This is a genomic window from Shewanella sp. YLB-07 (genome assembly GCF_009377275.1).
The window spans coordinates 97,463-111,242 of sequence record NZ_VOQB01000016.1; the positions used below are offsets into that span (position 1 = coordinate 97,463).

The following is a 13,780-nucleotide window of genomic DNA, read 5'->3' on the forward strand; positions in this document are numbered from 1 at the left end:
TGATTGATGACTGATCAAATACTGTCAACCGATTGGCCTGTAAGTGCCAAACGGATAGAGTTATCCATACGCTTAGATGCAAAATCTTGCGTGCAAGCATCTAATGTCTCGATGGCTTTTTCAATGGCATCGGTATTATCAAGCGCAGCAACCTGAGCGAGCTCAGCCATACTCTTCTCGATAGTGACACGTTCACCTTCAGATAACAGATCAGCGTCTTTTGTTAAAGCGGCTGTCAGGGTCTCTAAGACCCGAGCCGCCTCTACTTGTTGCTCTGCCAACATGCGTCGGGTGATATCTTCCTTAGCATTGGCCATGGAATCTTTGAGCATGGCACCAATCTCCACATCGGTTAGCCCGAATGAAGGTTTCACCTGAATGCTGGATTTAACTCCGGTAGACTTTTCCATCGCTGTGACGCTGAGTAAGCCATCGGCATCAACCTGGAACGTGACTCGAATGTGAGCGGCACCTGCAGCCATTGGCGGTATGCCTTTCAAGGTGAATCTTGCTAAAGAGCGGCAGTCACCCACCAGCTCACGTTCGCCTTGGACCACATGAAATGCCATCGCGGTTTGACCATCTTTAAATGTGGTAAATTCTTGTGCCTTGGCGACCGGAATGGTGGTGTTACGTGATACCACCTTCTCCACCAGTTCTCCCATGGTCTCTATTCCCAGAGACAGAGGCAAAACATCCAACAACAAGAGATCGGACTCAGGTTTATTACCGACCAATATATCCGCTTGAATAGCGGCGCCTATGGCAACGACTCTGTCAGGATCTATGGATGTCAGCGGCGCCCGACCAAAAAAGTCGGCGACAAGTTGTCTGACCATAGGCACCCGAGTCGAGCCACCCACCATGGCAATTTCAAGCACTTCATCGGTTTTAATCCCAGCGTCACGCAAAGAGCGACGACAGCTGCTTATGGTTTTTTTCACCAGTTTACCGATTAATGACTCAAATAAGGCTCTGGTAACCTTGTGCTGTAATTGGCTACCATCCTCTAACGTCAATGAAGCCGTGACCTCAGTATCTTGGGTCAACTGCTCCTTGATGCGTCTGGCTTCGATAAGCAGTTGCCTGCTGATAGTCGCCGAAGGAGTACCCAGCTGCCATTCATTTAATAAATAGTGATGCAAGAGATGATCGAAGTCATCTCCACCAAGCGCAGAGTCACCTCCGGTGGCCAACACTTCGAACACGCCTTTATTCAGACGTAATATAGAGATGTCAAAGGTACCACCACCCAGATCATAGACGGCAATCACGCCTTCTTGCCCCGAATCTAGGCCATAGGCTATCGCAGCAGCCGTTGGCTCATTCAATAAACGTAAGACCTTTACTCCCAAAAGGGCTGTAGCGTCTTTGGTTCCCTGGCGTTGAGCATCATCGAAATAGGCTGGTACTGTGATCACTACCCCTTCGAGAGCTCCGCCTAAGGTCTTCTCTGCCCGCGAAATCAGCGGCTTTAAAATTTCGGCCGAGATTTGCACCGGGTTCACCTGACCTTGCTTAGTCACAAACAGAGGAAGGCCATTTTCACTGGCTTCGAATCGATAAGGAAGATCTTGGCTGCCTGACTGAATGTCACTGAGGCTGCGACCCATAAAACGTTTAACAGAGATGATGGTGTTTTGTGGGTCTTGTGCAGAATAAGATTCTGCTTCGGCGCCGACTTGGATGCCATCGTCCGTGTAACGCACAATCGAGGGCAACGAGTGTCTAGATTGCTCATCGGCCAAGGTGTTAGCAACGCCACTACGAACCGTAGCCACTAACGAATTTGTAGTACCTAAGTCAATTCCAACAGCCAACCTATGTTGATGTGGTACTGTGCTCTGTCCAGGCTCTGCGATCTGCAAAAGGGCCATAAAATTCCAACCTAAATATTAGCCATTGAGAAAGGATAGCTAATCAAAAAAAGAGTAAAAACGACTAATCAAACTGTGCATCTTCGATGCGTTCCAGCTCGATTTGTAATTTTGCCATAAATTTTAATTTACGGATAAGGTCTGCTGCGGAAGCGAGATCCGACTCAGAATGACTGAGTAACAAGCCAGCTAAGTCCAGACTGATACAGTTGCTATACTCATTAAAACAAGCATACAACTCGGTTATCATAGCATCGGGATCTTCACTGTGAGCAATATCTTCTAACGACTCACGCCATTCCATCTGCTGCATCAGAAATTGCGTATCTTTCACCGTGGTCGACTCATGGCTAAGATCTATGCCAGCTAGAGCCAAGATATGTTCGGCTCTCGACAGAGGATCTTTCAATGTCGAGAAGCCATCATTAACTTGAGCAGTTCGTTGAACGGCGATACGTTTATCTTGTTCACTGGAATTAGCAAACTTATCGGGATGAACCGCCCGTTGCAGTTCGTGATAACGTTCTGCAAGGAGGGCGGTGTCAATGTCATAGGAGGGCGTGAGACTAAACAACTCAAAATAGTTCATGGCTTCATTCTTTCGGCTAGTTAGACTGTAAAGCTTTCGCCACAACCACACTCACCTTTTGCATTAGGGTTATTAAACTGAAAACCTTCATTGAGCCCTTCTTTAACGAAGTCCAGCTCTATGCCCTGAAGATAGATAAAGCTTTTTGCATCGATAATGATTTTAACATCTGCAACTTCGTAGACCTCATCATCGTCATTCAATTCATCGACAAACTCGATGACATAAACCATGCCTGAACATCCGGAGGTTTTAAGCCCCAGACGTAAACCAATCCCCTTGCCACGATTGCTCAGAAAGCTTTTAACGCGTTCTGAGGCGGCCGGAGTCATTGAAATAGCCATCTTAACTCCAGAAATTACTTAGCTTGCTTTGACTTATAATCTTCGATTGCTGCTTTAATGGCATCTTCAGCCAAGATAGAGCAATGAATCTTCACTGGAGGCAATGCAAGCTCTTCAGCAATATCAGTGTTCTTAATCGCTGCAGCTTCCTCGATAGACTTGCCTTTAACCCACTCGGTGATCAGTGAGCTGGATGCGATGGCACTGCCACAGCCATAAGTCTTAAACTTGGCATCTTGAATCATGCCCTTGTCATCGATTTTAAGTTGTAACTTCATCACATCACCACAAGCAGGTGCGCCGACCATGCCGGTTACAACTGATGGGTCATTTTTATCAAAAGAACCTACGTTACGTGGGTTTTCATAATGGTCGATTACTTTTTCACTATAAGCCATGATACTACTCCAAAATCTTTATCTGTTGATATACGACTTAGTGGTGTGCCCACTCAACCGAGTCCAAATCAATACCATCTTTAAACATCTCCCAAAGTGGAGACATCTCTCTCAAGTCATCGATAGACTTATTAATTGTTTCGATAGCGTGATCTATCTCTTCTTCGGTGGTAAAACGACCGAGAGAGAAACGGATCGAGCTATGAGCCATCTCATCATTCAATCCAAGCGCACGTAAAACATAGCTTGGTTCTAGGCTGGCCGATGTACAGGCTGAACCCGATGATACGGCAAGATCTTTCAATGCCATCATCAAAGACTCACCTTCAACGAAATTAAAACTCACATTGAGGCTACCGCAATAACCTTGTACTTTATCGCCATTGATGTACGTTTCTTCGATATGCTTGACGCCATCCCACAATCTGTCACGTAATGTTCTGATACGAGCATTGTCTGATGCCATATCGGCTTTAGCGACAGCAGCAGCCTCGCCCATACCAACAATTTGGTGAGTCGCCAATGTACCACTACGCATTCCACGCTCGTGTCCACCACCGTGCATCGTCGCTTCGAGGCGAATACGCGGCTTACGGCGCACATATAAGGCACCGATACCTTTAGGTCCGTACATCTTATGGGCCGAGATTGACATCAAATCAACCTTAGTCTTCTGCACATCTATAGGTAACTTGCCCGCACTCTGGGCTGCATCGACATGAAAAACTATTTTCTTGCTACGACAAAGTTCACCTATGGCATCGATATCCTGAATGACACCTATTTCATTGTTAACCTGCATGATGCTGACAAGGATGGTATCGTCTCGCATAGCCGCTTCTATTCGCTCGAGAGGAATGAGTCCGTTTGACTCAGGCTCAAGATAAGTGACTTCAAAACCTTCACGCTCTAGCTGACGACAGGTATCGAGTACCGCTTTATGCTCTGTCTTACTGGTGATGATGTGCTTACCTTTCTTATGATAGAAATGAGCAACACCTTTTATGGCCAGATTGTCTGACTCGGTAGCACCGGAAGTAAATACAATTTCACGAGGATCGGCATTGAGCAGGTCAGCGACCTGATTTCGAGCGATATCAACCGACTCTTCAGCCTGCCAGCCATAACGATGGGAGCGAGACGCAGGATTACCAAAATTACCGTCCATAGTCAGACACTGCATCATTTTCTCTGCAACACGTGGATCAACCGGCGTTGTCGCAGCATAATCTAGATAAATAGGAAGCTTCATCACACACTCCGTACAGCGTAGCCTCAGAGAGGCGAAACAGATGTACAAAAAATAATATAAAATACAAAGTTAACTTATAACGTTACTCTTTGTTCCTGTTGCATTGCGTCTTGCTTCACTGAGATAAATTGAACATCTCGTTTATTCATTAAGCCAGCAAGGCTGATCCCATTTAAGAAATCTGAAATTTGTTTGCTCAAGTCACCCCACAGGGAATGCGTGAGACAACGGGTGCCATTCTGACAATCCCCCTGACCTTTGCACCTGGTTGCATCGACTGACTCATCGACGGCGCGAACGACCATGCCAACTGAGATATCGACAGCATCGGCACCTAAACGGTAGCCACCGCCGGGTCCTCTGACACTTGAGACCAGTCCATGTCTTCTGAGTTTTGCGAAAAGTTGTTCGAGGTAAGAAAGAGATATCCCTTGACGCTCAGAAATATCGGCTAAAGGTACAGGCCCTGATGTAGAATGCATAGCAACATCTAACATAGCAGTGACTGCATACCTGCCTTTCGAGGTAAGTTTCATAGCGACCATGGCTCCCAATAATGCATAGGGGAATTCAAACATACCTGAGTAATTTAGTCAAGTATTAAACCTAGTAAAACAGTCAAGTATTAATGAATTTATAGCACTGAATAATACCCTTCAATTTGACTGGGGTATTTAACCCGTTTATGTCTCAATATTCAATCAATGATTTGGGTTTATTTCACTGAGAATCAGATAATGGGATCAAACTCATTTATTGCCTTCTCACGTTGCTTTGCCGCAGCCAACTCCGTATCGCTAAAGTCTTCGACGTCAAGTTCTGGTAGTTTATCGGTACACACACTACCGCCCATGGTTTGAATCGCTTGGCAGACTTCTTGAACTTTTGAGTCCATCAGGTGCATATGGTCTAGCATCTGGCCAATGGCATTAGCAACCGGATCCGGGTTATCCGGAGAAACTGCGTAGGCATCGAAGCCATACTTCTTGGCCATCTCGCTACGTCTTTTACTCTCCGCTTTATTGCTAGCATTAGGTGTTGAAACGATGCGGCCAGGTATGCCTACGACTGTGGTATCTTTAGGTACATCTTTCACCACCACAGAATTGGAGCCCACACGCGCACCATCGTTCATGGTGATAGGACCTAATACCTGAGCACCAGCACCAATCACTACATTATTACCAAGCGTAGGATGACGCTTACCCGCTTGCCATGTTGTGCCACCTAACGTCACCCCATGATAGAGGGTGCAATCATCACCAATTTCAGCGGTTTCCCCGATCACCACGCCCATACCGTGATCGATAAAAAATCGATCGCCTATGGTGGCGCCAGGATGTATTTCAACACCGGTTAACCAGCGTGAAAAAGTAGATAAACAACGCGAGAGCAGGCGCCATTTCCGCCGCCAAAGCTTGTGGCTTACCCTATGGATCCAGATGGCCTGCATCCCAGGGTAGTTCAACAATATCTCCAAGGTTCCGTGAGCCGCAGGATCGCGATGATAGATAGAGTTAATATCATCTCTTAATCGAGCAATTACTCCCATGGATCGATTCCTTATGCTTGTTTGTCGTCTTTCGGTGGCATCTTCTTATCTATCGAAGTCAGCATGCCTCGTAAGATATTCATCTCTTGTCTTTCAAGGCGAGCGCGGCTAAACAGACGACGCAATTTGGTCATGACTTGACCAGGGTGCTGTTTAACGATAAATCCAGTGCCTAATAAGGTTGATTCCAAATGATCAAAGAAGTTTTCACGTTCTTTGGCAAAAGGATACTCAATTTTTTCTTCGACATAATCTGCAGGGCGGCCTTTCTCAAACTCACGCTTCTCGTGCTCTAAATGAGCGACACGCGCCTCGTAACAGATGATCTGCACGGCCTGAGCTAAATTCAATGAGGTATATTCAGGGTTCGCTGGGATAGCTACATGATAATCGCACTTCTGCAACTCTTCGTTGGACAAGCCATTATTTTCACGACCAAATACGATTGCAACTGGACCATCGAGTGCTGACGCGACTAACTTTTCGCCAGCTCCTCTTGGATCAAGCATAGGCCAATCTAGAGTGCGGCTACGTGCACTAGTAGCGATAACCAAGCTGCAATCGGCAATCGCCTCGGCAACGCTATCAACTATGACCGCATGTTTTAATATATCTGACGCACCGGCTGCCAGCGCTACAGAGTGGCCATCGGGTTGGACCTTAGGTTCAGCTAGATATAAAGTAGAGAGCCCCATGGTTTTCATTGCTCGGGCGGTAGAGCCAATATTGCCAGGGTGGGATGTGCCGACGAGTACTACACGAATGTTGCTGAGCATGAAACTACTTAATTTTGATGATTAAACAATTCACAGATATTAACACAGTCAACTTTGTTTGCTTAATACAAAAATCGGTATTTGATATATTCACTAGTTAACGTATACTACGCCCCGATTATTATATCTGTTCTTTAACATCCAGGGGATTGTAATGCATCCGATGCAGACTATTGCCGTGCGCGCCGCTCGCGCCGCCGGCCAAACGATTATACGTGCTTTTGCTGAACTCGATAAAGTCGAAGTGACAGCGAAAGGAGTGAATGACTACGTGACGAATGTAGACATAGAAGCTGAAGCCGCCATTACATATCAGATCCGTAAATCTTACCCAGATCACACTATTATTTGTGAAGAAAGTGGTGAGAACAAAGGCGAGAATAAAGATTACATTTGGATCATTGACCCTCTGGATGGCACTAACAATTTTGTTAGAGGCATTCCTCATTTCGCAGTATCTATTGCCGTTCAGTACAAGGGCAAGACAGAAGTCGCTGTAATTTATGATCCAATCCGTGATGAACTATTTAGCGCGGTACGTGGTAAAGGCGCTAAGTTCAATGATTTCCGTATGCGCGTATCTAAGCATAACGATCTCAAAGACACTATCTTAGCGACAGGCTTCCCATTCAAAGCCAAACAGCACACAGAAACTTACATGAAAATTTTCGGCTCATTGTTTACTCAATGTGCCGATATGCGCCGTGCAGGTTCTGCAGCTTTAGATCTTGCCTATGTCGCAGCGGGTCGTGTAGACGGCTTCTTCGAAATCGGCCTCAAGCCCTGGGATATTGCTGCAGGCGATCTCATCGTACGTGAAGCTGGCGGTACGGTTACCGACTTCACAGGTAATCACGGCTATATGACTTCGGGCAATATCATAGCTGGCGCTCCGAAAACGACTTCAGCTATCGTTAAAACGGCTCGTCCTTTACTGAGCGAAGCACTTAAACGCTAAACTTAGCGTTTGAAAGAACAGATTTAAAAGCCATCAGCCAGATGGCTTTTTTATTTCAGCAACGCTTAGTATCTTATACAATTGTCATTGGTCACAGCTTCCAAGCCAAGCAGCAAACACTAGCTGGTTATTCATTTCCCTATGTATACCAATAATGTGAGTCCCATCACATAGAAAAATAAGCAGAATCCTCAAATATTGCTACCATAAAAAAAACACCTACCAGAGATCGCTATGGGAAAGCTATACAGTCACTACGGTTCGAAAAGTCTTAAAGCTGTCGAACATTTCGTACTCATTATCATTGCCATCGCGACAATAGTCGCCATAGGTCAGGAGATAGTACATATCATCGGAAATGCCAGGGTCGATTTAGCCGATCTATTATTGCTATTTATCTATTTAGAAGTACTGGCTATGGTGGCTAATTATGCCGAATCTGGAAAACTACCTATACGCATGCCTATCTATATCGCGATTGTGGCACTGGCGCGTTACCTGATACTAGATATAAAAGCCATGGATGATTGGCGAATTATGACCATAGCATTATCAACTCTAGTACTCTCTATAACCGTTATTGTTATTCGCTGGGGTCAACTTAAACTTCCTTACCCACGTAAAGAAGAGCACTAACAAGCGATCACTTCACTCACCTGGTATCCGTCGATAGAATACTAGGTGAGCAAACTCCTCCATGCCGTCATCGCTATTACTAATGCCATTCAATATCCACGAACTTTGTTTTTAGAACAAAAATTATGCTACTTTTAAAGAGCTTATTTTTCATTCCGCATTAGGGATTTTTATGCAAGATAATACCGAAGACTTAGATGAACGACGCACCTCCTTCAGAGTCGACCTTGAAGCCGAACGTATTCTCTTGGCTTGGCAAGATGAAAACGGCCAGGAACAAACAGACGATGGGATCTGTGTCGATCTGGCGAGGCACGGGGTGCTAATTGAATATAAAAAGAGTTTTAAAGTGGGAGATCTTCTCACTATAACCTTTAATCCGGATAATGATAAAAAGCATATGGTCAAAGGGCAAGTCTGTCGAACCAACAGCTGTAACCCCAAAAGCTTCCATATCGCAATACAACTTATATAAGCGTTAGCCCCTATGTCCGCAGAGGGAGTTTTCGGCAAAACTCTATAGTCTGTTCTATACTTAACGCGTTTAATAATCAAAGATAATTGGTGCTGAAAGACATGGAGATACTTTTATGATCTTGCTTGTGGGCGGAGAAAAAGGTGGAGCAGGGAAAAGCTGTATGGCCCAGAATCTAGCTGTTCATATCACGCAGAAATACCAAGCGAATGTATTAATGATTGATTGCGATCCACAGCGCACAACTTCAGATTGGATTCAGGCTCGCAATGAAGATCCAGACCTTCCAACCATCAACTGCATTCAACTTTACGGAAAAATCCGTAATGACCTCTTGAGTCAAGATAAACACTTCGATTATGTCATCGTCGATTGTGGGGGCCAAGATAATCTGGCTATGCGTGCAGCCATGTCTGTCGCAACCTATGTCATACTTCCATTAAGACCCAAGCGTAGAGACTTAAAAACCTTACCCCATATGGAAGATATGCTAAGTACCTGTAAGATGGTCAACCCTAAAATGGTAGCAACTATAGTCATGACTCAATGTCCTTCTCTACCCAGTCAATTTAAAAGAATTCTCGAAGCAAAAGAAGTCGTGGAATCATTTGGGTTACGGGTATTAAATGCTGTGACTTTCAACAGAAATATTTACGATGACAGTGAAGAACTTGGCTCATCTGTTATTGAAATTGAGCCCGATGGAAAAGCCGCTGCAGAGATACGAGCAATTGCAGATGAACTTTTTGCTATAGAACCAGAAAATTGCTATGAGCTTAACTGATCTAAAAAGGCGCAAGAAGAAAACACCTCAAACTCAAGTCTCTATCGAGGATTTCATCGAAGATGCTAATAATTACGCCTTTGGCCAACCTAGCGTCGTCAGTAAAAGTAGAAAAAAACTAAGCAGAGCTAAGCATAAAGGCTTAGATAAACATTCAACCAAAATTTATAAACACGCTACTTTCTCCCTTACTGAAGATGCAATTGGAATACTAGACAGGATATCGGCTGAGAAAAAAATAGCTAAATCACGCCTCATCAGAATTTTAATTCGTGAGTTTTCAGTAAAAAGCAAACATGAGCAAAGTACTATTATCGAGTTGAGTGATGACTAATAACCAACAACCAAATAATTAGCACTTTGATTTATATGAAGCTATACAATCAAAACATTAAGCTCTTAATGAGAACAGATCCTATCCGCAACAGTCTCTATACCTTTAGCTGATTCAATAAACTTTCCCTTCTTTTCCAATAGCTCAATTAGCGCATCGGCATTCATCTCACTCGCAGAGCAAGTATGATAGCGCACCGATGCACCAAAATGTTGGTGCATCAATACTTTAAGCTCTTCTTTGGTTATTGCTTTACCTAATGTGAGCATCAACTCCATCACTTGATGGCCATGAACTGATTCGGACATAATACTGCTACCTTTAAGGCTAATAAATATATGCCTTTATAATCAATATTTGAATTTCAAACTTTGATCCATAACCCAAGACTAATAAATAAACAAACAAAAAGGCCAGTCTATGACTGGCTGATTTACATCAATTTTAGGATTAAGGTTAAACGCTAAGCTTTCAGTATTTCTGGGGTAAATTGAACACTAGCATGTTCACTGGATAGCCAGATCTCCCCATCACTTATATTATATTGAAGCTCCATATTACGAGTAACCAAGTCTCCCATCTGCTTCACGGCCTCTTCAGGGATATTCCACACTTTAAGATTTTTATAACGTTCTAATGCTTTCTCATTTTGTTGCCACCATATAGGTACTGCTCGTCCACCATAAGCAAATAACTGTACTTGCTTCGCCCTGCCACTGGCTTTTCTTAACCATTTTTCATCACTCTGACCAAACTCAATCCAAAGCTCGATATCGCCCACTAGGGACTTTTCCCAAAGCTCAGGTTCATCTTCGACGCAAAGCCCTTTACTGAATGCCAATGACTCACTCGCATTCATTGCAAAAGCCAGCAGACGGACCATCATACGGGAATCAGTCTCTGAAGGGTGTTGAGCTAATGTCAGTTGATGATCGTGATAATAGCCGCGATCCATATCGGCTATCTGCAGAGTGACTTTGTATACGGTAGCTTTTGGTGCCATAACTTCTAATTCTCTCAATTAATTGGCGCTAGTGTAACTCAATCTCCCGCCGAATGAGATATGCCGACCTTAATTCGATAAATAAACTCGCCTTCTGGAGTGTTTGGGTCTGCCTACTTCTGTGTTGAATAAGTTCAAAAGGGATCACCACTTTCTCACTCATTCACCTCGAAATACGCTGTAAAAATAGCTCTAAGCTGACTACTTTCTTATACCGATTAGTATCACTAGCGCTTACATTAGATTTTTCCGGCTCTCAAGTGTTTCGCCATGGGGAAATGGGCTTTTAGTTGAGTCACAGTCTCGTTATCCGCATAAACTAGACAACGTTGGCCATTTTCGTACAGCTTACTCAGCTCGCTTAGAGTGGGTAACTTCCCTCTTTCAGCATCGCGTCTGACAAATTCATTGAGAATAAAAGGCAGTTCTTCGAGACTAAAAATATGATCGAGTTTCTGCATTAATGGCATTGCAGCTATGGGTAACAAAGAGGCTTGAGTCTCATCATCGATAAGTAGGATCTCTCCGCCTGTCGACAAGCCTTGGAAGCCGTTGTCGTAATGAACAGGAGTTTCATCATCAAACTTATCACCATTCGCTCTGAAGAAATGCTCCCAAAATAGCTTTCTTTGCTTAAATTCAGGCAGTCTTTGCTGCACTTCTTTGCGCTTAGCCGCAACAAAATCAAACAGAGGCGAGAGAGACTGAGGCAACCAGGACTCGAGTCGCGCCCTTAGCTCTCGTGCAAAAACGGGCGCTGCACCAGCCGTGCTTATCGCAATCTGAAGACGGCCCCGATCGACTATCGATGGTGTGATAAAACGGCACAGTTCGGGGCTATCTACAACATTCACCCAAATCCCACGTTCATCGGCAATACTCGCGAACTTTGCATTGAGCTTGTCATCAGCAGTCGCAAGATAAACGAGATCGACCCCATGGATATCATCTGGCACCACACTGCGTTTAACGAGAGTAATACGGCCTTGCTGGGCACGCTTAGATACCTCTGTGGAGATATCTGTGGCAATAACCAGAATCTCAGCATTAGTTCTGGATAACAGCTCTAATTTTCTATTGGCCACATCACCAGCGCCCACCAACAAGACTTTCAGCTTGGATGTATCAACAAATAGGGGAAAGTACTGCATTAATAATAATTCCTAAACTTGTATTAACGGCAATCGTATTGGAGCCTAAGAGCACCCACGAAACAGAGGATAGAGTATATCGTAATAACAGTATTTGATGTGTAGCAGGAAATTAGTTGTGTATCTCACAACTCTCTGTTCCACATTGCCAACACAAGTCAAAACTAGCCTCATTCATTTCTTGGCACTTTACGCAGCGCCATCGAGGACCTTCGGCATTAAGAGATTCGAGTTGAGATTTAGCAAGCTCATATTTCGACTCACAGACCCAGAGCTCTACATTTTGCAGATCTACTGGCAGCTCACCTATTCCACCGAGTAACGCTTCACCACGAAGCTCTACTTCAATTCCACTTGTTTCTAACAGACCTTTCCACGTATGAGCCTGTAATAAATTACCGCCCGCAACCATTCTACTTCGCTCTTCCATGTTATTCCCTACAACTGTTGCTCTTCTGGCAAATTTAAGGTGTGATAAATATGTTAACTCATCATATGAGTGCCAACATCCTACTGCTAAATTAGCGAGTCTGTCGAGGATAAATGCGGCCAAGCCGGATAACAAATGAGAATTCAGTTATTTGAGTGTGGAACATTGTTGATATCTCAAATGCACACATACTTATTATCTATTTTACCAAGGCAATAAAAAACCACCCGAAGGTGGTTTTCAGTGTACTTCGAATAAGATTAAAAAATATTAAGGCATCAATGGGTCTTGATCTGCGCCTTCTTTTTCGATTTCAACGGGCAGCATATGCTCACGGTTAATTCCAAGCTTAACCGCCAGGAAACTCGCCACGTAGATAGAGGAGAAAGTACCGACGAAGATACCCATTAAGAGTGCCGTTGCAAACCCATGGATCATGGTGCCGCCCTTGAGGAACAAGGCAATGACCACGACCAGAGTAGTACCAGTCGTAATGATGGTACGACTCATGGTTTGAGTGATTGAGGTATTCACAATCTCCTCAGGCCCACCTTTACGCATCTTAAGGAAGTTTTCACGGATACGGTCAAATACAACAATAGTATCATTGAGTGAGTAACCGACAACCGTCAATACCCCAGCCAGTACCGTAAGATCAAAATCCAACTGGAACAGAGAGAACACACCTAAGGTGATAATCACATCGTGTGCTAATGCCGCCACTGAGCCGAGTGCTAAACGCCACTCGAAACGGAAGGATACATAAATCAAAATACAGATCAATGCGACTAATACTGCTAGTCCGCCCTGCTCTGCGAGCTCTTGACCAATCTGAGGTCCAACCATCTCCACACGCTTCTGGATCACCTGCGGATCTAGCTTAATCGCAGCTTCCATCACATGCTGGACCTGGAGTTCACTCTTCACGCCCTCTTTAACAGGAAGACGCGTGATCACATCTCGGCTTGAACCAAAATGCTGTACCACGACGCCTTCTGTTTCTTCACTAGTTAATTCCGCGCGAAGTGCCTGAAGGTTTGCAGTCGATGAGAACTCGAGCTCAACAACGGTACCACCGGTAAAGTCGAGACCCCAGTTAATGCCTTTAGTCGCTAGCGACGTCAAAGAACCAATAACTAAAATAAGCGACAGGATACTGATTGGCACGGCATGACGCAGAAAGTTGACCGTGCCTTTTATGGATAAAATCTGAAACATAAT

The 13,780-nt window shown here is 44.4% G+C and carries 18 protein-coding genes; 5 read left to right on the forward strand and 13 right to left on the reverse strand.

Annotated features, from left to right (window positions below; all coding sequences use genetic code 11):
- Positions 1–14: 14 nt before the first annotated feature.
- The 8 genes from hscA to trmJ form a co-directional block, all read right to left on the reverse strand.
- A complete protein-coding gene (gene hscA, locus FS373_RS26505; protein WP_144045977.1) occupies positions 15–1,877 on the reverse strand; it encodes a Fe-S protein assembly chaperone HscA in 1,863 nt (620 codons plus the stop codon).
- 64 nt (positions 1,878–1,941) lie between these two features.
- Positions 1,942–2,466 (reverse strand): co-chaperone HscB, encoded by a 525-nt coding sequence (hscB, locus tag FS373_RS26510; protein WP_144045976.1) that lies wholly within the window; start codon positions 2,464–2,466, stop codon positions 1,942–1,944.
- 20 nt (positions 2,467–2,486) lie between these two features.
- A complete protein-coding gene (gene iscA / locus FS373_RS26515) occupies positions 2,487–2,810 on the reverse strand; it encodes an iron-sulfur cluster assembly protein IscA (RefSeq protein ID WP_144045975.1) in 324 nt (107 codons plus the stop codon).
- A gap of 14 nt (positions 2,811–2,824) precedes the next feature.
- Positions 2,825–3,208 carry a Fe-S cluster assembly scaffold IscU gene (gene iscU, locus FS373_RS26520; protein ID WP_005497959.1) on the reverse strand — a complete coding sequence of 128 codons (384 nt, stop codon included), beginning with the start codon at positions 3,206–3,208 and terminating at the stop codon, positions 2,825–2,827.
- Positions 3,209–3,245: 37 nt separating this feature from the next.
- On the reverse strand, positions 3,246–4,460 hold the full coding sequence (locus FS373_RS26525) for an IscS subfamily cysteine desulfurase (RefSeq protein ID WP_144045974.1): 1,215 nt from the start codon (positions 4,458–4,460) through the stop codon (positions 3,246–3,248).
- Positions 4,461–4,534: 74 nt separating this feature from the next.
- Positions 4,535–4,996, reverse strand: coding sequence for a Fe-S cluster assembly transcriptional regulator IscR (gene iscR, locus FS373_RS26530; protein WP_144045973.1), 462 nt, complete (start codon positions 4,994–4,996; stop codon positions 4,535–4,537).
- A 194-nt stretch (positions 4,997–5,190) separates the two neighbouring features.
- Positions 5,191–6,012 (reverse strand): serine O-acetyltransferase, encoded by an 822-nt coding sequence (cysE, locus tag FS373_RS26535; RefSeq protein ID WP_152830955.1) that lies wholly within the window; start codon positions 6,010–6,012, stop codon positions 5,191–5,193.
- A gap of 11 nt (positions 6,013–6,023) precedes the next feature.
- Positions 6,024–6,788: a tRNA (cytosine(32)/uridine(32)-2'-O)-methyltransferase TrmJ gene (gene trmJ, locus FS373_RS26540; protein ID WP_144045971.1), complete on the reverse strand. Its 765-nt coding sequence runs from the start codon at positions 6,786–6,788 to the stop codon at positions 6,024–6,026.
- 154 nt (positions 6,789–6,942) lie between these two features.
- Here trmJ and suhB point away from each other — a divergent pair, with 154 nt between their 5' ends.
- The 5 genes from suhB (at position 6,943) to FS373_RS26565 (ending at position 9,975) form a co-directional block, all read left to right on the forward strand.
- Complete coding sequence (gene suhB / locus FS373_RS26545) at positions 6,943–7,746, forward strand: inositol-1-monophosphatase (protein WP_144045970.1); 804 nt, start codon at positions 6,943–6,945, stop codon at positions 7,744–7,746.
- 234 nt (positions 7,747–7,980) lie between these two features.
- On the forward strand, positions 7,981–8,382 hold the full coding sequence (locus tag FS373_RS26550; RefSeq protein ID WP_144045969.1) for a phosphate-starvation-inducible protein PsiE: 402 nt from the start codon (positions 7,981–7,983) through the stop codon (positions 8,380–8,382).
- Between the two features lie 172 nt (positions 8,383–8,554).
- Positions 8,555–8,857, forward strand: coding sequence for a PilZ domain-containing protein (locus FS373_RS26555; RefSeq protein WP_144045968.1), 303 nt, complete (start codon positions 8,555–8,557; stop codon positions 8,855–8,857).
- Positions 8,858–8,972: 115 nt separating this feature from the next.
- Positions 8,973–9,641 carry an AAA family ATPase gene (locus tag FS373_RS26560; protein ID WP_144045967.1) on the forward strand — a complete coding sequence of 223 codons (669 nt, stop codon included), beginning with the start codon at positions 8,973–8,975 and terminating at the stop codon, positions 9,639–9,641.
- Positions 9,628–9,975 (forward strand): replication protein RepA, encoded by a 348-nt coding sequence (locus FS373_RS26565; RefSeq protein ID WP_144045966.1) that lies wholly within the window; start codon positions 9,628–9,630, stop codon positions 9,973–9,975. The genes FS373_RS26560 and FS373_RS26565 overlap by 14 nt, the downstream gene beginning before the upstream one ends.
- A 65-nt stretch (positions 9,976–10,040) precedes the next feature.
- Here the strand turns inward: FS373_RS26565 and FS373_RS26570 are convergent, their stop codons facing one another.
- From FS373_RS26570 to secF, 5 genes are all read right to left on the reverse strand, one after another.
- Complete coding sequence (locus FS373_RS26570) at positions 10,041–10,283, reverse strand: YecH family metal-binding protein (protein WP_144045965.1); 243 nt, start codon at positions 10,281–10,283, stop codon at positions 10,041–10,043.
- A 155-nt stretch (positions 10,284–10,438) separates the two neighbouring features.
- Positions 10,439–10,978 (reverse strand): YaeQ family protein, encoded by a 540-nt coding sequence (locus FS373_RS26575; protein ID WP_144045964.1) that lies wholly within the window; start codon positions 10,976–10,978, stop codon positions 10,439–10,441.
- 239 nt (positions 10,979–11,217) lie between these two features.
- Positions 11,218–12,129 carry a precorrin-2 dehydrogenase/sirohydrochlorin ferrochelatase family protein gene (locus tag FS373_RS26580; protein ID WP_152830956.1) on the reverse strand — a complete coding sequence of 304 codons (912 nt, stop codon included), beginning with the start codon at positions 12,127–12,129 and terminating at the stop codon, positions 11,218–11,220.
- 112 nt (positions 12,130–12,241) lie between these two features.
- The gene (locus FS373_RS26585; RefSeq protein ID WP_144045962.1) at positions 12,242–12,559 is read right to left on the reverse strand and encodes a putative signal transducing protein; all 318 of its coding nucleotides are present in this window, start codon (positions 12,557–12,559) and stop codon (positions 12,242–12,244) included.
- A gap of 270 nt (positions 12,560–12,829) precedes the next feature.
- Complete coding sequence (gene secF / locus FS373_RS26590; RefSeq protein ID WP_144045961.1) at positions 12,830–13,777, reverse strand: protein translocase subunit SecF; 948 nt, start codon at positions 13,775–13,777, stop codon at positions 12,830–12,832.
- Between the last annotated feature and the right edge of the window lie 3 nt (positions 13,778–13,780).

Bases quoted from the DNA above. Each gene is read 5' to 3' on its own strand.
- hscA (WP_144045977.1), bottom strand. From the start codon at position 1,877: ATGGCCCTTTTGCAGATCGCAGAGCCTGGACAGAGCACAGTACCACAT.
- hscB (WP_144045976.1), bottom strand. From the start codon at position 2,466: ATGAACTATTTTGAGTTGTTTAGTCTCACGCCCTCCTATGACATTGAC.
- iscA (WP_144045975.1), bottom strand. From the start codon at position 2,810: ATGGCTATTTCAATGACTCCGGCCGCCTCAGAACGCGTTAAAAGCTTT.
- iscU (WP_005497959.1), bottom strand. From the start codon at position 3,208: ATGGCTTATAGTGAAAAAGTAATCGACCATTATGAAAACCCACGTAAC.
- FS373_RS26525 (WP_144045974.1), bottom strand. From the start codon at position 4,460: ATGAAGCTTCCTATTTATCTAGATTATGCTGCGACAACGCCGGTTGAT.
- iscR (WP_144045973.1), bottom strand. From the start codon at position 4,996: ATGAAACTTACCTCGAAAGGCAGGTATGCAGTCACTGCTATGTTAGAT.
- cysE (WP_152830955.1), bottom strand. From the start codon at position 6,012: ATGGGAGTAATTGCTCGATTAAGAGATGATATTAACTCTATCTATCAT.
- trmJ (WP_144045971.1), bottom strand. From the start codon at position 6,788: ATGCTCAGCAACATTCGTGTAGTACTCGTCGGCACATCCCACCCTGGC.
- suhB (WP_144045970.1), top strand. From the start codon at position 6,943: ATGCATCCGATGCAGACTATTGCCGTGCGCGCCGCTCGCGCCGCCGGC.
- FS373_RS26550 (WP_144045969.1), top strand. From the start codon at position 7,981: ATGGGAAAGCTATACAGTCACTACGGTTCGAAAAGTCTTAAAGCTGTC.
- FS373_RS26555 (WP_144045968.1), top strand. From the start codon at position 8,555: ATGCAAGATAATACCGAAGACTTAGATGAACGACGCACCTCCTTCAGA.
- FS373_RS26560 (WP_144045967.1), top strand. From the start codon at position 8,973: ATGATCTTGCTTGTGGGCGGAGAAAAAGGTGGAGCAGGGAAAAGCTGT.
- FS373_RS26565 (WP_144045966.1), top strand. From the start codon at position 9,628: ATGAGCTTAACTGATCTAAAAAGGCGCAAGAAGAAAACACCTCAAACT.
- FS373_RS26570 (WP_144045965.1), bottom strand. From the start codon at position 10,283: ATGTCCGAATCAGTTCATGGCCATCAAGTGATGGAGTTGATGCTCACA.
- FS373_RS26575 (WP_144045964.1), bottom strand. From the start codon at position 10,978: ATGGCACCAAAAGCTACCGTATACAAAGTCACTCTGCAGATAGCCGAT.
- FS373_RS26580 (WP_152830956.1), bottom strand. From the start codon at position 12,129: ATGCAGTACTTTCCCCTATTTGTTGATACATCCAAGCTGAAAGTCTTG.
- FS373_RS26585 (WP_144045962.1), bottom strand. From the start codon at position 12,559: ATGGAAGAGCGAAGTAGAATGGTTGCGGGCGGTAATTTATTACAGGCT.
- secF (WP_144045961.1), bottom strand. From the start codon at position 13,777: ATGTTTCAGATTTTATCCATAAAAGGCACGGTCAACTTTCTGCGTCAT.